A 22,136-nucleotide genomic window follows, 5' to 3' on the forward strand; every position below is an offset into this window, starting at 1 on the left:
GTGGCACTCGGCGAGCGCCATTCCGTCTCCGCAAGCTGTGACTGGCATGTTGCGTGCCGGTTCTGTAGTTGTGGCTGCCCGATGACAACCGAGGACCCGTAATGGCGAATAAAGAGATCGATCACGCCTTCACCGCCCGCTCCAGGACCGGCGCGTCGTTCGAGCCGACCTATGCCGGCGCGCTGTCGTTCATGCGGCGCAAATATACGAAGGACGTGAAGGGCGCGGACGCCGTCGTGTGGGGCATTCCTTTTGACGCCGCCGTCACCAACCGGCCGGGCGCCCGCTTCGGGCCACAGGCGATCCGGCGCGCTTCGGCGATCCTCGATAACGATCCGCAATACCCGTTCTCGCGCGACCTGTTCGAACGGCTCGCGGTGGTCGACTATGGTGATTGTCTGCTGGACAGCGGCAACCACCAGAAAACCCCCGGCACGATCGAGCGCGAGGCGGCCAAGATCCTGAAATCAGGCGCTTTTCTGTTGACGCTCGGCGGCGATCATTTCATCACCTGGCCGCTGCTCAAAGCGCATGCCGCGATCCACGGGCCGCTGGCGCTGGTGCAGTTCGACGCGCACCAGGACACCTGGCCGGACGATGGCAAGCGCATCGACCATGGCTCCTTCGTCGCCCGCGCGGTCCATGAAGGCATCATCGATCCCGACCGGTCGATCCAGATCGGCATCCGCACGCATGCGCCGGACACGTTCGGCATCAAGATCCTCTATGGCCATGAGGTCGAGGAAATGCGGGCCTCCGACATCGCCTACGCGATCGTCGACCGCACAGGCGGCAGGAAGACCTATCTCACCTTCGACATCGACTGCCTCGACCCGGCCTTCGCGCCCGGCACCGGCACGCCGGTGGCCGGCGGCCCGTCCTCGGCCAAGATGCTCTCGACGCTGCGCCAGCTCGGCCAGGTCGATATCGTCGGCGCCGACGTCGTCGAGGTTGCGCCGGCCTATGATCATGCCGATATTACGGCGATCGCCGGATCGATCATTGCCATGCATTATCTTGGCCTGGTGGCCGAACGGAAGGCGCGGCTCGAGGACCTGAACAACGGCACTCATGCTGTGCTACATAACGCTCAAGGCATATAGCCTTGAAATCGCAGGGAATTTGGTAACCGATGAAACCGAAAATCTTCATTGACGGCGAGCATGGCACGACAGGCCTGCAGATCAGGGCGCTGCTGGCCGACCGCGGCGACCTGGAGATCATCTCCATTCCCGCCGAGCGCCGCAAGGAAGCCGCGGCCAGGGCCGAATTCCTCAATGCCGCCGATGTCGCGATCCTCTGCCTGCCGGATGCCGCGGCCAAGGAGAGCGTGTCGCTGATCGAGAACGACAAGACCAAGGTCATCGATGCCTCGACCGCGCATCGCGTAGCCGAGGGCTGGGAATACGGCTTCGCCGAAATGGACAAGGACCAGGCGAAGAAGATCGCCAGTGCGAAACGCATCGCCAACCCCGGCTGCTGGCCGCAGGGGCCGATCGCGACGCTCCGCCCGCTGGTTTCCGCCGGGTTGTTGCCCGCTGATTTCCCGGTCACCGTCAACGGCATTTCCGGCTATTCCGGCGGCGGCCGGCCGATGATCGAGGACTATGTCGGCAAGGGCGAGAATGCGCCCGAGTTCCTGCCCTACGGCCTGACGCTGCAGCACAAGCATGTGCCGGAGCTCAGGACCTACGCGAAGCTGTCGCATGATCCGATCATGCAGCCAGCGGTGGGAAATTTCGCGCAGGGCATGATCACGGTGGTGCCGCTGCAGCTCGGCGGCCTCGACCGCGTGCCGACGGGCGCTGAGCTTCATGCCGCGATCGCCGACCATTACGCCTCCATCGATGGCGGTGTGGTCGAGGTCGCGCCCTTCACGCATATGGAGCGCATGCCGGAGATCGACCCGGAGGTCTACAACGGCACCAATCGCATGAAGGTCTATGTGTTCGCCAATGACGATCGGGCGCAGGCGCTGCTGATGGCCGTCTATGACAATCTCGGCAAGGGTGCCTCGGGTGCGGCCGTGCAGAACCTGGACCTGATGCTCGGCATCAAGCACTGAGCAGCGATGCAGGCGTGTCGACGACGCAGTCGGAGATATTCCGGATGTGACCGGCTGAACTTCAGCCTCTGACAGCGATCTCGGTCGGCAGCGGATAAGCACCCTTGGTGCCGCGCCAGTGCGCAGTGGCGAAACCGAGCAACACCAGCGCGATCGCCTGATGCGTCAGCGCCATGTGCAGCGGCACCTGCATCAGCAGCGTGCCGATGCCGATCGAAGCCTGCACCACCACCAGCAGGAACAGCAGCGTGGCGCGGTGGGCATGCGTGGTGCCGGGCTGGCGGCGCCATGTGGCGATCATGTGCCAGAGCGCCACGACAAAGAGCGTATAGGCGCCGACCCGGTGCACGAATTGCACCGTCTTCGGATTCTCGAAGAAGTTCCGCCATGCCGGTTCGAGCAGCAGCAGGTCGGATGGGATCACCTTGCCGTCCATAAGCGGCCATGTGTTGTAGCTCAGGCCAGCGTGGAGGCCGGCGACCAGCCCGCCCAGATAGATCTGGATCAGCGCCAAAAGCACGATGAAGCCGGCGAGCCGCTGTGTCGAGCGGTCGGTGGCCGGCTCCGAATGCGGCGCAAGGCCCCGCGCCACCACCATGGTCGCGGTGAAGATCAGCGCGGCAAGCGTCAGATGCGTGGCGAGCCTGTACTGGCTGACCGAGACGCGATCGACCAGGCCTGACGCCACCATCCACCAGCCGATGGCGCCCTGCAGGCCGCCGAGCAGGAGGATGCCGGCCAATTTCGGCCCGAGGCCGCGTTCGATGCGGCGCGTCGCCCAGAAGAACAGGAGCGGCAAGGCAAAGACGACGCCGACACTGCGGGCGAGGATGCGGTGCACCCACTCCCACCAGAAGATCGACTTGAAGGCCTCGATGCTCATGCCGTCGTTGAGCTCGGTGTATTGCGGGATCTGCTGGTAGCGCTGGAATTCTTCCTGCCATTCGGCATCGCTGAGTGGTGGGATCACGCCATGGATCGGCTGCCATTCGGTGATCGACAGGCCGGAACCGGTGAGCCTGGTGGAGCCGCCGACCAGCACCAGGGCAAACAGCACCAGAAGCACGAAATACAGCCAGCCGCGCACCAGCGCGCGGTTACGCAGATCGCGGTCGCGGGCGGCGTATGGAGCCGTGGCGGTGATGGCAGCCATGGGACGTTTCCCGGCAGATGAAATCGCGGGATTGGTGGACCAAGGCAGGCCCGGTGGCAAGACCGAACAGCGCGGCACGCCGTCGCGCCGAACCTCGAGAGTTGCGCGCGCCGCCCAATCAGCCTAAGCGAAGCTGCTCAACGGGACCGCGACATGCCCATTCGCCTGAAAAAGCTGATCGGAACCATCCTGCTGGTGGCGCTGGTCATCATCTACGCGCTGATCGCCTCGGCAATCGCGGTGACCAGGCTGGCCGAATATGGTTCGATGGCGCATTTCCTGTTTTTCCTGCTCAGCGGCCTGCTCTGGGTGCTGCCGGCGATGGCCATCATCAAATGGCTGATCCTGGAGTCGCCTCAGAAGGACTAAGGCGCTCTGTCTCATTGTTTTACGCAATTCCGGACGGAAAACCGCTGCGCACTTTTCCTGGAATTGCTCTAGATCGTCACCACCATCTTGCCGGCGTTGGCGAGCGGCGTCGTCACACCCGACAGCATCGTGCGGATATGGGCGACGCTCTGGTAGCGGCCGTTCACGGAGATGCGCGGCAGCGCGTGCAGGAAACCGGCATGTTCGGCTCTCAGCACTCCGTGCCGCGTCGTCACCGCCGAGACATAGCCGGCGTCGCGGACAAAACTCACCTCACGGCAGCCGACCGCGCTGGCATAGCCGTAGGGGTAAGCGAAATGGCGCGGCTCCTGCCCGAGCCTTTCCTTGAGGATGCGCCTCACATCGCCGATTTCATGCCGCGCGTCCGCCTCGGAAAGCCGCTTGAGGTTGCGGTGATGGATGGTATGCGCGCCGATCGTCACCAGCGGATGCGCGGCCATTGTCCGGATCTCGTCCCAGTTCATCAGGATGCCGGGACGGCCGGCGCTTAGATCGATCCCGTTGGAGCGCGCCAGTTCGCGCAGCGCGGCGCCCTGCTCTTCCTCGGTGACCTCGAGGGTCAGCCAGGCATTCAGCCGGGCAACAGCCTGAATCTTTCTGCCGGGTGTCGAGCAATCGACGACCGTCGACCCGCTCGCCGTCTTCAGCGTAAGCCGCGAGCTCGTGTCCACGATATCCTCGACAAGGTCCCACCACAGGTCGGCCGCGCCGTCGATCAAGCCGGGCGCGACATAGATGGTGATAGGCGCGCCGTGCTTTTCCAGCACCGGTAGCGCCTCCGTCATGTTGTCGCGATAGGCATCGTCAGCGGTGATTGTGGCGAACTGACCGCCCTTGCCGCCAATCTTGATGCGCTCGATCGCTTCATCAAGGGTAACAAAGGCATAGCCTCTTCCCTTCATGTCGACGATCAGCTTGTCGAGGAAGGCAGGGGCGATGTTCAGATGACGATTGACGCTTTTCGGTTTCTCCGGCGTCGCGGTCACGCGGTGCAGCATCAGGATGGCGCCGATGCCGCCGACAAACGGCTTCGCCAGCGGAGCGAGGCCGGTATAGCGGGCAACGTTCAAGGCCAGTTTCCGGATCGCCTCGCCCCCGTCGATCATTCCTTCACCTTTTGCGCCTAGGCTCATCCAAGCACGACTTGCGCCTATGCGCACCCCAGGTTGCAACCAATACGTCTTAAGGATTGAGGGATGGTTGACGCCGCCGCGTCATTTGACGGCAATCGGGTCGCGGCCAACGAAGCGCCGGCGCGTGCGCCTGCCTCGAGCCAAGGCCGGCTGACGGCAGCGGTGAGCGACGGCCTCGCGGACTATGCGGAGTTCTGCACCTTGGCGCTGTTTGCCCCGGCGCAGAGCGCGTCCTGGGTGCGCAACTGGGCGGCCGAGACCAAGGCCGATATGGTGATCGCCACACTGAACGCCGACAGCCTGCCGGCGCTTTCGCTGGCGCTGGAAGTCGTCCGAAGCGGCCCGTTCCGCGTTGCTCGTTTCGCAGGTGGACGTCATGCCAACGGCAACTTCCCCGCCGCCGATCAGCGGTTCTTGCCGGCCATCGACGGTCCCGCGATCCGCTCGTTGTTCTCGACCATCGCCAAGGCGCGGCCGGACATCGACCTCGTTTCGCTGGAGCGGCTGCTGCCCGATCTCGACGGCCTCGCCAATCCGCTCGCCGCGCTGCCGAATTTTCCGAGCCCGAATCTTGCGCTCGCGGTCGATCTCGACGGAGGATTCGATGCGCTGCTCGCCCGCGCGAGCGGCAAGCGCAAGCGCAAGAAGCATCGCTCGCAGACGCGCAAGTTCGAGGCCGTCGGCAGCTTCGGCCGCATCGAGGCGCGAAGCCGCGAGGAGGTCGACAGGCTGCTCGACGCCTTCTTCGACATGAAGGAGGTGCGCTTCGCCAAGATGGGCATCGCCAACGTCTTCGGCGATGAAGAGGTGCGTGCCTTCTTCCGGGCGCTGTTTGCCGAGGCGCTTGCCGAGGAAAAGCCATCCTTCCTGCTGCACGGCCTTGATGTAGCGGGCAAACTTCGCGCCGTTACCGGCTCCAGCCGCTCAGGCAAGCGCCTGATCTGCGAGTTCGGCGCGATCGCCGAGGACGATCTCGCCTTCACCAGCCCCGGCGACTTCCTGTTCTTCGACAACATCCAGGAAGCCTGCGAGCTCGGCTTCGACGCCTACGATTTCTCGGTCGGCGACGAGCCCTACAAGCGGCTCTGGTGCGACATCGAGGTCCAGCATTTCGAAGTCCTGGCGCCGCTGACGCTGAAGGGGCGAGCGCTGGCAGCGGGGCTTAGGCAAGGCGCGCGGGCAAAGGCGCTCATCAAGAACAATCCGACGGCCTGGAGGCTGACCAAGATGCTGCGCCGCAAAGCCGCCGGGCAGGCCGCGCCTGTCGTCGAGGAGGACAATTGAGCGCCCCCTAGTAAGGTGCTGTTTTGGCATGCTTTTTGAGATGTAGCGCCCTTCGGCCACCTCCTCTGAGCGCCGCGGCGGTGCAGGCCAACCCTGCTGGTGCTGGCCTCAGGCCGCCGAGCGACGTCCGGGCAATGGATTTCCCGGCTCGTGACCGACCGGCGTGACCAGTGTGACATCCGGATAGCCGTTCTCGATCAGCTTCACCGCCGCCTGCGTCACCTCGTCATCGGCTTCGAGCATCGACAGGAAGACTTCCGTGCCGTCGCCGGCGAGGCGGCTGATGCCTTGCGCGTCGGCCGGGCCGCATTCGACGACGACGAGGTCGTAAGCGGTGGTCAGCGACTGCATGATGATCGGCAGGCGGTCGGCGGCGCGCATCGCGCGGACCGGATCGGCAGTGCCGACCGGAATGACATGGGCGTCGGAATAGAGATCGGGATGGATGACGTCGCTGAACTGCGCTTCGGAGGCAAGCAGATTGGTGATGCCGGGGAAAAGCCCGCTCTCCAGCATCGGGCGCGAGGCGGCGCCCGAGGCGGTAAGATCGAGCAAAAGCACGCGCAAGCCTGCATCCGACACCTCGCGCGCCACCAGCACGGCGGTGGCGGCGGCCTCGTCGCCTTCAGGGGAGACGAAGATGGCGCGCGCGGCGCCCGAGGCGATCAGCTTTTCCGCCGCCTTGTCGACATCGATCTCGCCCAGCCTGGACCGCCACGGCTGAGTCGATTCCGCCTCAGCCGGCTTGGCAGGCGCGGCCGCGATGGCGACACCCTGCCCGATCCGCTCTTCGGCGACCGGATCGTCGCTGTCTTCGTCCTCGACTTCGGCGATCGCCGGCTCGGTGCGCGCCACCGGCATCGCCACCTGCTCGATCGGTTCGAATCTGGCGCCTGCGGCCGGCCGCATGGCACGGCCGGAGAACAATTCCTTCAACAGCGTGCCGATCGCCATCAGCAGCAGCGAGGCTGCCGCGGCTGCGCCCGTGATCGGACCGATCTTCGGGAAATAGGGTTCTGTCGGCACCTGCACCTTCGAAAGCAGACGGGCGTCCACCGGCAGATAGTTGCGGTCGGCGCGCGACGCCGCCTCGCGGTAGCTCGCCATATAGGATTCGAGCTGCTGGCGCTGGGCATTGGCGTCACGCTGCAGCGCATCGAGCTCCACCTGCTGCTCGCCGGCGCGGGCGGAGGCGGCCTTCAGCGTGTTGACCTCGGCGATGAGCTGGTCCTCGCGAGCCTTGGCCGTCTGCGCCTGGGTCGCCAATCCCTTCAGAATCTTCTGCGCCTCGTTGCGAATCTGGCCGTCGAGATCGGCGAGTTGCGACTTCAGCGCCCGGATGCGCGGATGGTTGTCGAGCAGGGTGGTCGACAGGTCGGCAATGTTGGTCCGGAGCTCCACCTTCCGCTCGAGCAGGCGCTGGATCAATTCGGACGACAGAACCTCCGGCACGCTGTCGAGCGTACCGCCATTCTGCAGCGCCTTGCGCACGCTGTCGGCGGTCGCCTCGGCAGCGGCGCGGTTGGCGCGTACCCGCGAAAGCTCGGTAGACAGTTCGGAAAGCTGCTGAGTCGCGAGCACCGAATTGTTGCCGCCCATCAAAAGATCGGATTGCGCGCGGTACGCGGCAACCTTGGCTTCGGCCTCCTTCACCCGATTCTGCAGATCGGTGATTTCCGGACCGAGAAAGCCGGTAGCGGCGGTGTTCGATTCCTTCTTCGCGTTGCGTTTGGAAGCGAGATAGGCCTGAGCGATGGCATCCGCGACCTGTGCGGCAAGCTTCGGATCCTTCGAGGAGAACTCGACCGCAATAACACGAGATTTTTCAACGCCGTAGACGTTGAGCTTATCGTGCATTGCATTGAGCACGCGCTCTTCCGGCTGGATGTCGAATGGATCGCTCTTCAAGCCGACAAGCACCAGCATGCGGCTGAGCGCCGACATCTTCAGCGTCTCGTCGAATTCGGGCAATTTCTCCAGATTGAGGTCCGCGGCAACCTTCTTGAGGATATCCGGCGACGATATGATCTGAACCTCGGTGGCCACCGCCTCCTCGTCGGTTGCCGGCTTGTCGTCATTGGTCGAGCCGGCCGGCCGCGTGAACACCGACTCGCGCGGCCCGATCTCCAGCTTGGCCACCGCCTTGTATTGCGGCGTGGCCAGCCAAGCGAAGGCAAACGCCAGCCCGGTGACCACGAGCGTGACGAGAACGATGCGCAACCAGTTCCTCGCCAGGCTGGCGAAGAGCTGTCTCAGGTCGACATCGACATCTGCGGCCGCGGACTGAACGGACATGCATCCTGCTCCGGAACTTTGAGTCGAGGATGGACCGTAAACAACTATGGTAACTCAGCCGTTAAGATCAGAGCGCCCGCTTATTAGACGGCACTCAAAGAACATTGGGTGAAAGCAATAGAACAATTGATTTTTTTACAGACCGTCGCCGCTTCCGGGCGCGGCCCTTTACCGGCCATTAACCCTAACAGGATGATAACGGGCGCACTTCCTGGGGTTGCCGCGGCACTGGCGGCGAGAGCGACGAAGGTTCGTGTCCGATCATGAAAAGCACTGCTCATCTCTTTCGCGCCATGCTTGCCCTGTCGCTGCTTACCGGCTGTTCCAGCTACCGCCCGACTCCCGCCGCCTTCCATGAAGTACTCGACCAGCCTTATCGACTTGGCGCCGGCGACCGCATCCGCGTCACCGTGTTCGAGCAGGACGGGCTGACCAACACCTACAGCGTCGACCAGTCCGGCTACATCTCCTTCCCGCTCGTCGGCGCCGTGCCGGCACGCGGCCACACCGCCCAGCAGCTGGAGAAGGAAATCGCCGACAAATTGCGCCAGGGCTATCTGCGCGATCCCGACGTCTCGGTCGAGATCGACCGCTACCGGCCGATATTCGTCATGGGCGAGGTCGGCGCCGCGGGCCAGTATTCCTATGTACCGGGCCTCACCGTGCAAAAGGCGATCGCGATCGCCGGAGGCTTCACGCCGCGCGCCAACCAGGAAAGCGTCGACATCACCCGCGATATCAACGGCAAGGTCCTGACCGGCAGGGTGCAGACATCCGACCCGCTCCTGCCCGGCGACACCGTCTACGTCCGCGAACGGCTGTTCTGAAAACCGACGTGGCGGCAAATCTCCGCATCGTCCACTGCTTCCGCTCACCTGTCGGGGGAATCTTCCGGCATGTGCGCGACCTGACCGAGGCGCAGGTCGCCGCCGGCCATTCCGTCGGCATCGTCTGCGATTCGACCACGGGCGGCGACTATGAAGAGCGGCTGTTCGACGCGATGAAGGAGAGCCTGGCGCTCGGCATCCATCGCACGCCGATGCAGCGTCACATCGGGCCGGGCGATCTCGCGGCGGCCTGGCGTACGTATGGAATCATCAAGGAATTGCGGCCGGACGTGCTGCACGGGCACGGCGCCAAGGGTGGCGCCTATGCCCGTCTGTTCGGCTCACTGTTGCGGGTTTCAAGGTCTCGCGTGGCCCGCCTTTATTCGCCGCATGGCGGCTCCCTCCACTATGACGAAACGACGGCAACCGGAAAGCTGTTCTTCGCGCTGGAGCGCTTCATGGCGCGCTTCACCGACTGCCTGCTGTTCGTTTCCGACTACGAACGGCGAACCTATCGTCGGAAAGTCGGCGAGCCGCCTATCCCCAACAGGCTGGTCTATAACGGCCTGCGCGCCGCCGAGTTCGAACCGGTGGCGACGGCGGCCGATGCCGCCGATCTCTTATACATCGGCATGATGCGCGACCTCAAAGGCCCGGACATCTTCATCGATGCGCTGGCACAGACCGGCAGCGAGTTCGGCCGCCCGCTGAGCGCGGTGATGGTCGGCGACGGCGATGACCTGCCGCGCTACCACGCCCAGGTGGAACGGCTCGGGCTTGCCGGCCACGTCCGTTTCCTGCCGCCGATGCCGGCCAGAGAAGCCTTCGCGCTGGCTGGGCTGATCGTCGTCCCGTCCCGCGCGGAGGCCATGCCTTACATCGTGCTCGAGGCGCTGGCTGCCGGCATGCCGATGATTGCCACTGCAGTGGGCGGCATTCCCGAGATCTTCGGCGAAGGCTCCCCTGCCCTGATCCAGCCGGACGCCGGCCAGCTCTCCGACAGGCTCGGAACGGCTCTCGACGATCCCGGCGCCTACCGGAGGCTGATGCCGCAGGGCGGTGAGTTAAAGGCGCGATTCGGCGCCCACGTGATGGCAGCCGAGATCGAGAAGGCTTACTTCGCGGCGCTTAAACTTTAGAGTTTACTAATTGACTAGCGGAAGACCATCAGTCTTCACGGGCAACAACACGCATTCAAAACCAACGGTTGTTTCAAGGCTTTCTTAGCTCTCTTTTGCTATCCACTTCTGCGTAGCTCGCGGACAATCCCATGAACGAGATCGATCCCGTGCGCCGCTTTTCCATGGATGCGGTGCGCAAATTCGACGGCCCGGCCGAGGGTCAGACGCCCAGCGGCATCAATGATGTCGCGCGCCAGGTCGCTTCGCAGTATCGGCGCGATACGATGTCGCCGATCATGGTCAGCGGCGTGCTGCGCATGGTCGAATTCGCGGTGCTGTTCCTTTCGGGGCTCTGCCTCTATTTCTACTATGTCGGCTTCTTTAACTATCTCGTCTGGCAATATCCGCTGACCATCGCGGCTTCTTCGTTCCTGGCGGTGGTGCTGCTCGACGTCACCGACAGCTACCAGATCGCGGCGCTGATGCGCCCCCTCGCCCATTTCGGCCGCGTGCTGCTCGTCTGGGCCGGCACATTCGCGCTGATGGCGCTCACCGCCTTCGCCATGAAGGCTTCGGAGGACTATTCACGCCTCCTGTTCGGCACCTGGTTCGTGGTCGGCTTCGTGCTGATCTTCGGCCTGAGACTGGTGATGTCCAGGCTGATCAGGCGTTGGGCGCGCGACGGCCGGATGGAGCGTCGCGCCGTTATCGTCGGCGGCGGCAAGTCGGCCGAAATGCTGATCCGCTCGGTCGAGAAGCAGCCGTACAACGACATCCGCATCTGCGGCATCTTCGACGACCGCGGCGACAAGCGCTCGCCGCCGATCGTTGCCGGCTACCCGAAGCTCGGCACCATTTCCGAGCTGATCGAATTCGCCCGCATCGCGCGCATCGACATGCTGATCGTGTCGCTGCCGCTGACGGCCGAATCGCGCGTGCTGCAGCTTCTGAAGAAGCTCTGGGTGCTGCCGGTCGACATCCGGCTCTCGGCGCATTCCAACGCGCTGCAGTTCCGCCCGCGCGCCTATTCCTATATCGGCTCGGTGCCGATGCTCGACATCTTCGACAAGCCGATCAACGACTGGGACTCAGTCGCCAAGCGCAGCTTCGACATCATCTTCTCGCTCGTGGGCATCGTCCTCTTCTCGCCGGTGATGCTCGCCACCGCCATCGCCATCAAGCTCGACAGCAAGGGCCCTGTGCTGTTCAAGCAGAAGCGGCACGGCTTCAACAATGAGATCATCGAGGTCTACAAATTCCGCTCGATGTACACCGACAAATCGGATCCGACGGCCAAGCAGACGGTGACCAAGAACGATCCGCGTGTCACCCGCGTCGGCCGCTTCATCCGCAAGACCTCGATCGATGAGCTGCCGCAGTTCTTCAACTCGCTGTTCGGCTCGCTGTCGCTGGTCGGGCCTCGCCCGCATGCGATCGCCGCCCAGTCGCACAATTTGCTCTACAACGAGGTGGTCGACGGCTATTTCGCCCGCCACAAGGTCAAGCCCGGCGTCACCGGCTGGGCGCAGATCAATGGCTGGCGCGGCGAGATGGACACCAATGAAAAGATCCGCATGCGCACCGAATACGATCTCTATTACATCGAGAACTGGTCGATGCTGTTCGACCTGCGCATCCTGTTCCTGACGCCGGTTCGCCTGCTCAACACGGAAAACGCCTATTGAGCGCCGTCGCGCATGAATTGCCGCCTTCGGCGGTCAACGCCAAGCTGATCGCGCTGATTTCGTCGGCAGCGATCGCCGTCGGCATCCTGCTTTCCGGCTTCGTCATCAGCGAGCCCGCGCCTTACGAGCTCTATATGGCCGGGCTGATCGCCGTCTGGGCGCTGTTCGGCCTGAAAATATCGCGGGCGATATTGCCGCTGCTGGTGCTTCTGGTGGCGATGAACATCGGCGGTATGATCGCGATGACGCAAATGGCGGACCTCGCCAACACGCCGCTCTATCTCGCCGTCTCGCTGTTTCTCGCCTTCAGCGCGGTCTTCTTCGCCTCGGTGACGTCGGTCCAGTCGAACCTCTACCGGCTGATCTTCATTGCCTATGTGGTGTCGGCCGTCGCGACCTCGCTGCTCGGCATCGCCGGCTATTTCCATGCCTTCCCCGGCGCGGAGATGTTCACCAAATACGACCGCGCCGCCGGCGCCTTCCAGGATCCGAACGTGTTCGGGCCGTTCCTGGTGTTGCCCGGCACCTACCTGCTCTACCTGCTGCTCACCGGTCCGGTGTCGCGCATGCCGCTGCTGGCGGTGCCGCTGCTGATCATCACCGCCGGCATCTTCTTCTCCTTCTCGCGCGGCGCCTGGGGCATGTTCGCGGTGTCGGCGGTGCTGCTCACCGCTTGCCTCTTCCTGCAGAGCGCCAGCGGCATGTTCCGGCTGAGGGTCGTGGTGATGACGATCGCCGCGCTCGCGCTGCTGGTCATCGCCATCCTCGTCATCCTGCAGTTGCCCGGCGTGTCGGACATGTTCACGCAGCGCGCGCAGCTAGAGCAGAGCTACGACACCGCGCGCCTCGGCCGCTTCGCCCGCTACACGATCGGCTTCCAGCTGGCGCTGGAGCACCCGTTCGGCATCGGCCCGCTGGTTTTCGGCACAATCTATGGCGAGGACACGCACGACATCTGGCTGAAGGCGCTGATGGACTATGGCTGGCTCGGCTTCGTCTCGTTCCTGACGCTGACCCTATGGACGATTGGTGCCGGCTTCCGCATCCTCCTGCGCGACCGGCCCTGGCAGCCCTATCTGCTGTGCGCCTATGTCGCCTATCTCGGCAATATCGGGCTTGGCACCTTCATCGACATCGACCACTGGCGCCATCTCTATCTGCTGCTCGGGCTGATCTGGGGCGCGATCGCGCTGGAGTACCGGCATCAGAAGCAATTGCGGCTCGCGCGGCCCGTTCTCGCGCCGCAATATCGTCGGTAAGATAACCGCCGAATTCGGTTGACCGGCACGGGGTTATCACGACCGAAACCATCACCATGCCGAACACCGGGTCGCGGTCTCGCTTCCCCCAATCTGACGATATGTCAACTTTTCGGTTTCCGAAGCAATGTTTCGAAGAAACTTGAGTGGATCTTCGGTGTCCGGCGATAGACCCGATCCCAACGGTCCAACGGATAATCGCTCTCGCGGATGACGATCTCCTCGAATGGGATCTTCGAAACCTTCCAGGCTTTGAGGTAGAAGTATCCTTCAGGGCGAACGATGCGGTGGATTTCCGATAGATAGTATTCGATCTGCTCGGGTCGCATTTCATGTAGTGACGAGATGTTGACGAACAGATCGGCGATGGAGTCGGGCAGTAGCGCAAGTTGGTGAGGCAACAGAAAGGCAAGCGCGGATGCCTCGAATTCCTCTCGAACCGTTTCGAAATTGTCGAAAGGTCGAAAGTGGAAATGCTTTCTGTCAGGAAACAGACCACATAGATATTCCTGAGCGACACCAAGGGCGGGCGGGATGTCGATCATGATGTATCTGACAGTTGGACGCAGCGAAGAAATGACGAACGCTGTTCGGCCGTAGCCGCCGCCAAGCTCGCAAATCGTTCCCGTCGCGACCGGTTCGATCGATTTATATTCCAGGATCGAATTGGCGAGATCCTGAGAAACAAGTCTTCCGCCCGCGTGGATGGCCGGCGGATTGCCGACTGACGGCTCCGACAGAGCCGCAATTTCTTCCGGGAATTCCTGCCTGGCATAGTGCCAGACGAGCCGGGTGAGAAAGTTGAGGGCGAAGCCCTCGATCAGCGGGATATGGCGATGCTTCAAGGGGGACAGGACGCCAAACGCGGCCCCGATCGAAGCCGCGAGTGGCAGGTGGCCGACCAGGAAGCGTATCTGAGGATCCCAGGGCAGAACCCTCATCCATGTAAAATAGTCCTTGGCCAGCGTCCGTTTGAAATTCGCGATGCCGGATGATGCCAGGCGCTCGGCATGACGCCGGTTCAAGTCCTGCCAGAATTTCGAAGGGTGCACCACGTCGGGTGCCGCCTTCATCTCCTCGAACATCGAATGCAGCGCGGCGCTGAAGCTTTCAGCCATCAGGAATGGCCCCCTCTCTCCCCCACGCAACAATGCTTCAACAGATCAGAGAACACAACTTTTGCGACAACCGAAAGATAACCCTGCCCTCCTCCTGGCATTTCTGCAGGGGTGTCAACACGGCTCGACGCCATCGGTCGATAGCGTGTTGCCGGCGAAGCCGCATATCGACGCCAGCGTCATGCAGGAATGCGAGGAGATGGTTGAAGTCCCTCACCGCTTCATCCCCTATGATGAAGCGATCGGCCTGTGGACGGAGGAACGCCGGCGCTCCGGCGACTGCCGCCGTTAGAACAATGCCAAGGCCATGACGATCAGGGCGCTGCCGAAATGAGCCGTCCGGAAGCGTCCGCGGCGTTCTTCTGCTCGTCGGCGATCGAGACAAGGGTCCTTTCGATCGAGCTCAGCCGCTCCTCGAGGCGAGCGATCTGCGGCCGTCGCCGCGGTTATCAAGCCCAGGAATGCGCCGAGCGGGAAATCATCGGTCTGACGTTTTGGATGTCGGCGGTAGAGAAATCCGTCGAGGCGATTCAGCCGACGACGGCCGAATTGGAGAACGTGCGCGACCGCGTCCTCGTCGCCGGTTCGCTTGGCCGGGTTCTGTGGGGCGTCGGGAAGGCGCTGATTTCCGCCGCCGCGCGGCCTCCGTCTATTACACGATGACCGGACGGCAGCCGCCTTGAAGAACACGTCGCGAACCTCCGTGGGACTTTCCATGGGACTTTTCGTCCGGTAGCGCCCGCATTCAACAGGAATGATCGGCTTCTATTCTCCTACACGGTTTTAGCGCTTGCGCCGCAACCCTTGAATATATATGGCTTTGCGCGGTCCGGAGTGTAGCGCAGCCCGGTAGCGCACTTGACTGGGGGTCAAGGGGTCGTCGGTTCGAATCCGGCCACTCCGACCATCATAAAATCAAGGACTTACCCCCAAAGTCCAACGTCCCAAAATCGCTGAAGAATCCGCCTGGGTACGTTCTGGGGTAACCCGAAACCTCCGGGAATTGCGGCATCGGGCTCGCCTTCGCGGGATAAGAAAACGCCCACCACGTTTTCGCAGCGGGCGCTAGTTCGGGAGGAAATGAAAACGCGTGCGGTCAGGGGCGTCCCCTTGCCCGTTTGATGATGGTACGCCTCGTATGGCTGGATAATAAGCGCGCGCCAGTTGAAGCGCTGCATATTCGAGTTGCGTGACTTTTCTGCCACAGAGACAAGAACGCCCGGCCACCCGAGCAGCCGGGCCTTGTTGAGTAAACTGGCAAAGGCGCTAGCCAGTGATCGCCCTGATATCGGCGATGATGGATGCGAGGAGATTGTTCATATCAGCACATACACCCGGCGCGGCGCGCGCATCGGGCATGCCTGCTCATAGGCTCACCTCAGCACCCACCAAACGATGGCGGCGCACAGCAAAAACACGAGCGCGGCACACGCGATCAGTATGCCTCTTCGCATTTGCCGCCTCGGCGACTGAGCCGGCACAAGCCGGAACTGCTGGGCATGCTCCATAGCGATTTTCTGTAGGGCTGCAGCCGTTTCGTGCGGCGTCCACCCCTGCGCTTCCGAGGCAGTCACCAGCGCTGCGAATGCGGCTTCCAAGGCGACTTCACAGTTGACGTCCCGATCTGGGCTGCCCTTTGGCAATATGGGTGGTTCAACGGTTTGAGGCATGCACACAAAGCGGCTCGCGGATGAAAGGTTCCCGCGTTTCGAGCCCTTCAAGCTACCGCTGCCAGAAGTCACGGTGCGGGGAGAGAAGCTCGTCCTCAATTTCGGGGAACGGGCCGTGAACCTCGATACTCTTTTGCCCAGAGCCGAGCACAGCGCGCGAGGACATGCTCATCGTCGGGTTTTCAGGATGGTCGCCAGTCAGAGCGAGAAGCTTGGCTTCCTCGAAGCCATAGACCAGCCGGCCGATATTCGCCCAGTAGAGCGTTCCAGTGCACATCGCGCAAGGCTCGCCGGTTGAGACCAGCGTGCAGGTCCAGAGAAACTCCGGCGAATAGGCAGCCGCCGCGCGCCGCGCAAGCTCGGTTTCGGCGTGATGCACGGTGTCGATATTGCCTTGGCGCATGAGGATCCTGTCATCGGGGCCGACCAGCACAGCACCGAACGGATGATGGCCGTGCGCGACCGCGTCGCGGGCAACGACATCTGCCGCGAGAAGGTGAGCGATCATCCGGTCGCGCGTCATATCGATACTCCCCTGTGGCTGGCCCCATGGAAAACCCCTCGCTTTTGGGTATAGCATATTAGGGATCACTAATTCGCGAGGCGGAAGTCGCACCGCCCGGCGCAAAGGTCCAATCAGGCGCCGAGGTGGCCCCTGGCTACCAACCCAAGTGGATTATCTGCGAAAGATCGGCGATATCGCCATAGATCATCGAACCTTTGACGAGAAAACACCTGCCATCCAGGACCTCGATGAGTGGACTTGACGCGGTGCAAACCGGCGGGATCTTACGGTCCTTGGCTTCGGCATAGCCGATGCTGATCGCGAGGATGGCGATAGCAACGAGAGTGGTCTTGCTCATATCTAACCCCTAAGCCGACTGGCTTCTTGGGCCGCAAAACCGGGTTGCCGCCCCTTAAGTAGCATCGGGCCGTGACGGGGCTTCATCATCGATTGGATGACGCGGGCTCATCTATTTGCCGTAGGCGCAAAGACGCGTCCAATCGTGTTTACCTACTATATCAGCAATAGCTTGCATTAGGAGGCAACCGTAGGCTGCGGGATTTTCAGGCGCTTGTGGCGGAGGTTTCCATGCGCATGATTCTAGCTCTGGCCGCGCTCTCGTCCTGTTTTGCTCTGTGGGATCGATTTGCGAACGATGGGGCCTATAGCGCCACCCTGCAACGAAACATCCTTAGTGTAGCGCTTGCTAAGTGATCACTTGCGCGTCGGCAGTCGCTAAACTCTCTGGATCCCGTGACGAGCCCAATGCGCAAGGCGCGTATGACGGCCAGCACCGCGGCGACCAGGAGAGAGATCGCGGCTCTTCTACTGGCAAACATCCACCCATACGGCGCCGACCAGATCGGCCATTCGCTGCGGCGCGATGCGCACTGCGGCGTTGGTGGCGCCGGCCGCGGGGACGACCTCGTCGAACGCTCGTAGCGTCTCGTCGCAATAGACCGGCAGCGGCGCCGGCAGGCCGAACGGGCAGACGCCGCCCGGCGGATGGCTGGTCGCTGCCAGCACCTGCTCGCCGTCGAGCATGCGCGGCTTGCCGCCGAGCGTGTCCTTGCACTTGCGGTTGTCGAGCCTGGCTGTGCCGCTGGTCACGACCAGCATGGTCTCTTCGCCAACGCGCAGGCAGATGGTCTTGGCGATCTGCGCCGGCATCACGCCATGCGCCTCCGCCGCCAGCGCCACGGTCGCCGAGCTCGCGTCGGTGACCAGAACCTCGATGTCGGGCGCACGGTCGGCAAAGAAGGCGCGAACCGATTCCAGGCTCATGAGCGAAACCTCGTCAGACGTATTGGCCAACACCGCCGAATCGCGGCGCCGGCCGGGATTGGCACATGGCGCCACGGCTTTTGGCAAGAGCCAAGGACCATGCGTCGAAGGCGAAAAAAAGCCCGCCAGGCGAGGCCGTGGCGAGCTCTTCATGCGGGACGCTTCCTGCGTCTCTATTGCTGTGTGGGCCGATTCTCTTCGGTCGGCACCATGATCAATTCCTCTTCCGGCACCTGCAGTGCGGAAGCGATACGCCTGAGCTTCGCGGGATCGGCGTCCTTGCCGTCCTCGATGTCGACGATCTCGCCCACGGCCAAGCCGCAGGTCAAGGAAAGCTCCTCGATCGTATATCCCCTCGTTTCGCGCGCGGCCTTCAGCGGATTGAGGCCGGACGCGGCAATGATGTTGTTGGCAACAGCGTTTCGTGCGGTGTTGGGCATGGCAACTCCTTGGGATGAAACAAGACAGATGAAATGTGGCGTTGCCTGAGACGGGCGGGAGAATGGCCGTTAACAATTGATTTGCCAAGAGGGACCGTCGCGGCCGTCACGCCATCGTGAACCGGTCCCGCCGGCCGGAGGCCGAGGCCCAGGCCACCAACATGTAAGGTGGCGCGACGCGCAATCAAGTTCTTTTGAAGCGCTGAAGGCCGGAACCGCCGGCATTTTGCCCGCTCCAATTCGTTAGGTCTCTGTCGCTGGTCGACGGCGGGCGGCGCCAAACCCTTTTTGGAAGGATCGGATGCCATGAACCTGAAGTTATTCGCGATCGTGCTCGGCACGATTTCATGTTTTGCCGTTTCCGCGCAGGCCGAGAGCGTGCGCGTGCGCGGCACGGTGGTCGACCTCGCCGGAACGGCGCTGACGGTGAAAGCCCACGACGGCAAAACCGATACGGTCACCCTTGCTCCCGACTGGATGATCTCCGGCGTCGCCAAGGCATCGGCCGCCGATATCAAGCAGGGCGATTTCCTCGGCATCGCATCGATATCCAAGGCCGACGGCGGCAGCGGCGCGCTGGAAGTCGTGATCTTCCCCGCCGCATTGAAGGGCACCGGAGAAGGCGACCGCGATTGGGATTTGCAGCCCAACAGCCGGATGACCAACGGCACCGTCGCCGACGTGACCGAGATCAACGGACGAACCGTGACGCTCACCTATAGCAATGGCCAGAAGAAAGAGATCGCAATCCCGCAATCGACGCCGATCGTGACATTCGCGACCGCCAAGCCGACGGACCTCAAGCCGGGAATGGCGGTCTTCGTCAGCGCCGAGCGCGGCGGCGACGGCAAGCTCGTCTCGCGCCGGGTCGTCGTCGGCAATCATGGCATCGCCCCGCCGATGTGAGCGAAGAGGCCGGCGTACCCGGCCGGCATGTTTCAAAAGATCATGGTGCCGCAACGCCCGCTGCGCGTCCTTTCGGACGCGCGGCGTCGTCGGAATTCAGCCCGAAACAATCCAGAAACAAAAATCTACAGTTGGGAAAAATTGTCGAAAAAATCCAGGAGGATAGTCCCGATCGCGAGGCTTGGGTCACCGATTTGGTCCGGTGAATCTCGGAACGCCCGCGTAAAAAGGAAACGAAGTCATGAAGAAGTCCCTCCTGTCCGCGCTCGGGCTGGCTCTGGCCCTGGCGTTCACGATGCCGATCCTCGGCACGACCAGCGCCGATGCGGCTCCGATGAAGAAGCATCACCATCATCACCGCAAGCATCATCACCGGCACCACCACCGCCACCATCATCACCGTCACCACCACAAGGTCGTTGCGAAGAAGGCCTGATCCTTCCCTCCTGCCGATGGGAAGGCCGGCCTTTGTTGACCGGGGCGCGGCCTTCCCGTCGGATTTCCGCTTTGCAGGCCGGTGAACGTCAGCGCCGGCTGATGAGAAGACCGGCAAGCAGCCCTACCACAACCAATCCTACCGCCGCCGCGGTGGCCGGATGATCGCGCGCGGTGCGCTCGATCGCCCTGCCCCTGCGCCTGATTGCCGGCAGCGTCTCATGGAGGCGTTCGGCGAGTTGCGAATAATAGTCGGACGCTGCCTCTCGGCCGCCCTCGTAATAGGCGTCGCCGCGTTTGCCGAGGGCTCTCCTGAAATCGTCGAACTGCCGCGAGAGCGCCGCAAACTGCCTGTCCAGATCGTGGTCGGTCGCAAACAACGCCATGCCAAATGTCCTTCTCCTGCAGAGAAGGCCTAACGCGTGGGCGTGACGGCAGTTCCGACTTTCACCGGCGCTGACGGCTCACGTCTGCAGGACCCGGCGACCGAAACTCAACGCACCTGGTCGAGCAGGCGTTTGCACTCCAGGAGATCAAACAGCGCTTCCTGCAGCAAAGCCCGGTTGTCGCGCGACAATTTCGAGGAGTCCGGCTGCACTGGACCTTCGTCGTCGCTCTTGCCGAGGCCGAAGAAACGGCGGCTGGGCTTCACCTTGGGCTGGCCGACAAGCGCATCCTCGTCGCCGCGCGGCTGGGCGGCCGCGGTCAGCGGCACCTGATCGGCCTGCCGGCGTTGCGCGATCGCCTCGACCGCGGCCATGTCGCCATTGCCGATGGCGACCAGGAAATGGTTGCCGTTCTCGCGCAGCAGCTTCTGCACGCCTTTGATCGTGTAGCCCTGATCGTAGAGCATGTGCCGGATGCCCTTGATCAGTTCGACATCCTGCGGCCGGTAATAACGGCGGCCGCCACCACGCTTCATCGGCTTGATCTGGTTGAAGCGCGTTTCCCAAAAACGCAGCACATGCTGCGGCAGGTCGAGATCTTCCGCGACTTCACTAATGGTGCGGAAAGCATCGGGGCTCTTGTCCATGGGCGAATCCTCACGCTGGACGCCGATCCGGCACTTATGCCGAATCGAGCCTTATTTCAGCGATTTATGAAACAATATTCAAGCCCGGTGTCAAAGCTGACCGCGGTTTTCAACCGTATTTGCCGGCGCGCTATTTGCCGCTCTTGGCCTTGCTGTTCTGGTGCGAGCGCAAGATGCGGTTCTTCAGCACGTTCGACGACTTGAAGGTCATCACCCGGCGCGGCAAGATCGGCACTTCCTCGCCGGTCTTCGGATTGCGACCGATGCGCTCATTCTTGGAGCGGACATGGAAGGTTGCGAAGGACGACAGCTTCACCGTTTCACCGCGAACGATGGCTTCGCAAATTTCATCCAGCACGGCCTCGACGAGCTCGGCCGATTCAGTTCGCGACAAACCAACCTTGCGGTAAACGGCTTCGGCAAGGTCGGCACGCGTAAGTGTCTTTCCCCCCATGCAACCGTCCCATCAGCTCAAAAAATGTAAATCGATACAGCCAGCGGCAGAGCCTAAGTAATTGATCCGGCAAGGTCAAGGACCGAACCGGCGCGTTCGGCACTTACCAGCGGAGCAACACCGCGCCCCAAGTGAAACCTCCGCCCATCGCCTCGAGCAGAACCAGGTCGCCCTTCTTGATGCGGCCATCGGCGACGGCCACCGACAAAGCGAGAGGCACGGAGGCAGCCGAGGTGTTACCGTGCAAATCGACGGTGACCACCACTTTCTGTTCGGCAATCCCGAGCTTCTTGGCGGAAGCGTCAATAATCCGTTTATTGGCCTGATGCGGCACGAACCAGTCGAGGTCTTCCGCCGTGATGCCAGCCTGCGCAAAGGTTGCCTCGATGACGTCGGTGATCATGCCGACCGCGTGTTTGAACACCTCACGGCCTTCCATCTTGAGATGGCCGACCGTGCCCGTCGTCGATGGGCCGCCGTCGACGAAGAGCTTCTCCTTGTGGACGCCATCCGAGCGCAGGCTGGCCGCCAGCACGCCGCGATCGGCGATGCCGCCCGTCCCCTCTGCCGATTCGAGCACAACGGCCCCGGCGCCGTCACCGAAAAGCACGCAAGTCGAGCGGTCGGTCCAGTCGAGGATGCGCGAGAAGGTTTCCGAGCCGATCACCAGCACGCGCTTTGCCAAACCGCCGCGGATATAGAGGTCGGCGGTGGCAACCGCGTAGACGAAGCCGGAACACACGGCCTGCATGTCGAAGGCAAAGCCGTGATGCATGCCGAGCCGGTTCTGGATATCCACCGCGGTCGCGGGAAACGTGTTGTTGGGCGTCGACGTCGCCAGCACGATCAGGTCGATGTCGGCAGGCGTCAGACCGGCGCTGTCGAGCGCGGCGCGCGCCGCGGCCTCGCCCAGCGAGGCCGTCGTCTCGTCATCGGCCGCGACGTGGCGCTGGCGAATGCCGGTGCGCTGGACGATCCACTCGTCGGAGGTTTCGACCATGCCTTCGAAGTCGGCATTCTTCATGATGCGGCGGGGCAGCGCGGCACCGTTGCCGCGCACGACTGATCTGATCAAGGTT

Annotated in this window: 24 protein-coding genes and 1 tRNA gene; 13 read left to right on the forward strand and 12 right to left on the reverse strand. The window is 62.7% G+C overall.

The features are described from left to right. Positions 1-101 precede the first annotated feature (101 nt). Positions 102-1,103 carry an agmatinase gene (gene speB, locus AC4FWB_RS02285; protein ID WP_491024138.1) on the forward strand — a complete coding sequence of 334 codons (1,002 nt, stop codon included), beginning with the start codon at positions 102-104 and terminating at the stop codon, positions 1,101-1,103. Between the two features lie 29 nt (positions 1,104-1,132). Beyond that, on the forward strand, positions 1,133-2,065 hold the full coding sequence (argC, locus tag AC4FWB_RS02290) for an N-acetyl-gamma-glutamyl-phosphate reductase (RefSeq protein ID WP_491024139.1): 933 nt from the start codon (positions 1,133-1,135) through the stop codon (positions 2,063-2,065). A gap of 61 nt (positions 2,066-2,126) precedes the next feature. Here argC and AC4FWB_RS02295 read toward each other — a convergent pair whose 3' ends face one another. Next, positions 2,127-3,218: a COX15/CtaA family protein gene (locus AC4FWB_RS02295; protein WP_491024140.1), complete on the reverse strand. Its 1,092-nt coding sequence runs from the start codon at positions 3,216-3,218 to the stop codon at positions 2,127-2,129. Positions 3,219-3,371: 153 nt separating this feature from the next. Between AC4FWB_RS02295 and AC4FWB_RS02300 the strand changes: the two genes are divergently transcribed. Further along, positions 3,372-3,587, forward strand: a complete 216-nt coding sequence (locus tag AC4FWB_RS02300) for a DUF2842 domain-containing protein (RefSeq protein ID WP_491024141.1) — start codon at positions 3,372-3,374, stop codon at positions 3,585-3,587. Between the two features lie 68 nt (positions 3,588-3,655). On the opposite strand, the gene AC4FWB_RS02305 is transcribed toward AC4FWB_RS02300, so the two are convergent. Continuing rightward, positions 3,656-4,714 carry a polysaccharide deacetylase family protein gene (locus tag AC4FWB_RS02305; protein WP_491024142.1) on the reverse strand — a complete coding sequence of 353 codons (1,059 nt, stop codon included), beginning with the start codon at positions 4,712-4,714 and terminating at the stop codon, positions 3,656-3,658. Between the two features lie 90 nt (positions 4,715-4,804). Here AC4FWB_RS02305 and AC4FWB_RS02310 point away from each other — a divergent pair, with 90 nt between their 5' ends. Further along, positions 4,805-6,025: a GNAT family N-acetyltransferase gene (locus AC4FWB_RS02310; protein ID WP_491024143.1), complete on the forward strand. Its 1,221-nt coding sequence runs from the start codon at positions 4,805-4,807 to the stop codon at positions 6,023-6,025. Between the two features lie 108 nt (positions 6,026-6,133). Here AC4FWB_RS02310 and AC4FWB_RS02315 read toward each other — a convergent pair whose 3' ends face one another. Beyond that, the gene (locus AC4FWB_RS02315; protein WP_491024144.1) at positions 6,134-8,320 is read right to left on the reverse strand and encodes a GumC family protein; all 2,187 of its coding nucleotides are present in this window, start codon (positions 8,318-8,320) and stop codon (positions 6,134-6,136) included. A gap of 263 nt (positions 8,321-8,583) precedes the next feature. Here AC4FWB_RS02315 and AC4FWB_RS02320 point away from each other — a divergent pair, with 263 nt between their 5' ends. The 4 genes from AC4FWB_RS02320 to AC4FWB_RS02335 all read left to right on the forward strand — a co-directional run bounded on the left by AC4FWB_RS02320 (position 8,584) and on the right by AC4FWB_RS02335 (position 13,212). After that, entirely contained in the window at positions 8,584-9,147 is a 564-nt protein-coding gene (locus AC4FWB_RS02320) for a polysaccharide biosynthesis/export family protein (RefSeq protein ID WP_491024145.1), read from the forward strand. An 8-nt stretch (positions 9,148-9,155) separates the two neighbouring features. Further along, positions 9,156-10,286 (forward strand): glycosyltransferase, encoded by a 1,131-nt coding sequence (locus AC4FWB_RS02325; RefSeq protein WP_491024146.1) that lies wholly within the window; start codon positions 9,156-9,158, stop codon positions 10,284-10,286. 131 nt (positions 10,287-10,417) lie between these two features. Then, positions 10,418-11,953: an undecaprenyl-phosphate glucose phosphotransferase gene (locus AC4FWB_RS02330; protein ID WP_491024147.1), complete on the forward strand. Its 1,536-nt coding sequence runs from the start codon at positions 10,418-10,420 to the stop codon at positions 11,951-11,953. Further along, on the forward strand, positions 11,950-13,212 hold the full coding sequence (locus AC4FWB_RS02335) for an O-antigen ligase family protein (RefSeq protein ID WP_491024148.1): 1,263 nt from the start codon (positions 11,950-11,952) through the stop codon (positions 13,210-13,212). Before AC4FWB_RS02330 ends, AC4FWB_RS02335 begins: the two co-directional genes overlap by 4 nt. Positions 13,213-13,316: 104 nt before the next feature. On the opposite strand, the gene AC4FWB_RS02340 is transcribed toward AC4FWB_RS02335, so the two are convergent. Beyond that, the gene (locus AC4FWB_RS02340) at positions 13,317-14,330 is read right to left on the reverse strand and encodes a putative sugar O-methyltransferase (protein ID WP_491024149.1); all 1,014 of its coding nucleotides are present in this window, start codon (positions 14,328-14,330) and stop codon (positions 13,317-13,319) included. A 145-nt stretch (positions 14,331-14,475) separates the two neighbouring features. Here AC4FWB_RS02340 and AC4FWB_RS02345 point away from each other — a divergent pair, with 145 nt between their 5' ends. From AC4FWB_RS02345 to AC4FWB_RS02355, 3 genes are all read left to right on the forward strand, one after another. Next, positions 14,476-14,622: a hypothetical protein gene (locus tag AC4FWB_RS02345; protein WP_491024150.1), complete on the forward strand. Its 147-nt coding sequence runs from the start codon at positions 14,476-14,478 to the stop codon at positions 14,620-14,622. A 38-nt stretch (positions 14,623-14,660) separates the two neighbouring features. Continuing rightward, positions 14,661-14,993 carry a hypothetical protein gene (locus tag AC4FWB_RS02350; protein WP_491024151.1) on the forward strand — a complete coding sequence of 111 codons (333 nt, stop codon included), beginning with the start codon at positions 14,661-14,663 and terminating at the stop codon, positions 14,991-14,993. Positions 14,994-15,160: 167 nt separating this feature from the next. After that, positions 15,161-15,237 (forward strand) — tRNA-Pro (locus AC4FWB_RS02355). Positions 15,238-16,052: 815 nt separating this feature from the next. Here the strand turns inward: AC4FWB_RS02355 and AC4FWB_RS02360 are convergent. The 4 genes from AC4FWB_RS02360 to AC4FWB_RS02375 form a co-directional block, all read right to left on the reverse strand. After that, positions 16,053-16,523, reverse strand: coding sequence for a nucleoside deaminase (locus tag AC4FWB_RS02360; protein WP_491024152.1), 471 nt, complete (start codon positions 16,521-16,523; stop codon positions 16,053-16,055). Between the two features lie 136 nt (positions 16,524-16,659). Further along, the gene (locus tag AC4FWB_RS02365; protein WP_491024153.1) at positions 16,660-16,863 is read right to left on the reverse strand and encodes a hypothetical protein; all 204 of its coding nucleotides are present in this window, start codon (positions 16,861-16,863) and stop codon (positions 16,660-16,662) included. 467 nt (positions 16,864-17,330) lie between these two features. Then, positions 17,331-17,789 (reverse strand): YbaK/EbsC family protein, encoded by a 459-nt coding sequence (locus tag AC4FWB_RS02370; RefSeq protein ID WP_491024154.1) that lies wholly within the window; start codon positions 17,787-17,789, stop codon positions 17,331-17,333. 173 nt (positions 17,790-17,962) lie between these two features. Continuing rightward, complete coding sequence (locus tag AC4FWB_RS02375) at positions 17,963-18,229, reverse strand: helix-turn-helix domain-containing protein (RefSeq protein ID WP_491024155.1); 267 nt, start codon at positions 18,227-18,229, stop codon at positions 17,963-17,965. Between the two features lie 306 nt (positions 18,230-18,535). On the opposite strand from AC4FWB_RS02375, the gene AC4FWB_RS02380 reads away from it, so the two are divergent. Both AC4FWB_RS02380 and AC4FWB_RS02385 read left to right on the forward strand, forming a co-directional pair. Further along, positions 18,536-19,135: a hypothetical protein gene (locus AC4FWB_RS02380; RefSeq protein WP_491024156.1), complete on the forward strand. Its 600-nt coding sequence runs from the start codon at positions 18,536-18,538 to the stop codon at positions 19,133-19,135. A 241-nt stretch (positions 19,136-19,376) separates the two neighbouring features. Then, positions 19,377-19,571, forward strand: coding sequence for a hypothetical protein (locus AC4FWB_RS02385; protein WP_126100144.1), 195 nt, complete (start codon positions 19,377-19,379; stop codon positions 19,569-19,571). 88 nt (positions 19,572-19,659) lie between these two features. Here the strand turns inward: AC4FWB_RS02385 and AC4FWB_RS02390 are convergent, their stop codons facing one another. The 4 genes from AC4FWB_RS02390 to AC4FWB_RS02405 all read right to left on the reverse strand — a co-directional run bounded on the left by AC4FWB_RS02390 (position 19,660) and on the right by AC4FWB_RS02405 (position 22,132). Beyond that, on the reverse strand, positions 19,660-19,956 hold the full coding sequence (locus AC4FWB_RS02390) for a glycine zipper domain-containing protein (RefSeq protein ID WP_491024157.1): 297 nt from the start codon (positions 19,954-19,956) through the stop codon (positions 19,660-19,662). 107 nt (positions 19,957-20,063) lie between these two features. Continuing rightward, positions 20,064-20,603 (reverse strand): MerR family transcriptional regulator, encoded by a 540-nt coding sequence (locus tag AC4FWB_RS02395; RefSeq protein ID WP_320222680.1) that lies wholly within the window; start codon positions 20,601-20,603, stop codon positions 20,064-20,066. A gap of 130 nt (positions 20,604-20,733) precedes the next feature. After that, positions 20,734-21,057, reverse strand: coding sequence for an integration host factor subunit alpha (locus AC4FWB_RS02400; RefSeq protein ID WP_320222681.1), 324 nt, complete (start codon positions 21,055-21,057; stop codon positions 20,734-20,736). A 103-nt stretch (positions 21,058-21,160) separates the two neighbouring features. Beyond that, on the reverse strand, positions 21,161-22,132 hold the full coding sequence (locus AC4FWB_RS02405; protein WP_491024158.1) for a beta-ketoacyl-ACP synthase III: 972 nt from the start codon (positions 22,130-22,132) through the stop codon (positions 21,161-21,163). Between the last annotated feature and the right edge of the window lie 4 nt (positions 22,133-22,136).

The organism is Mesorhizobium sp. LEGMi-168a (genome assembly GCF_058312955.1).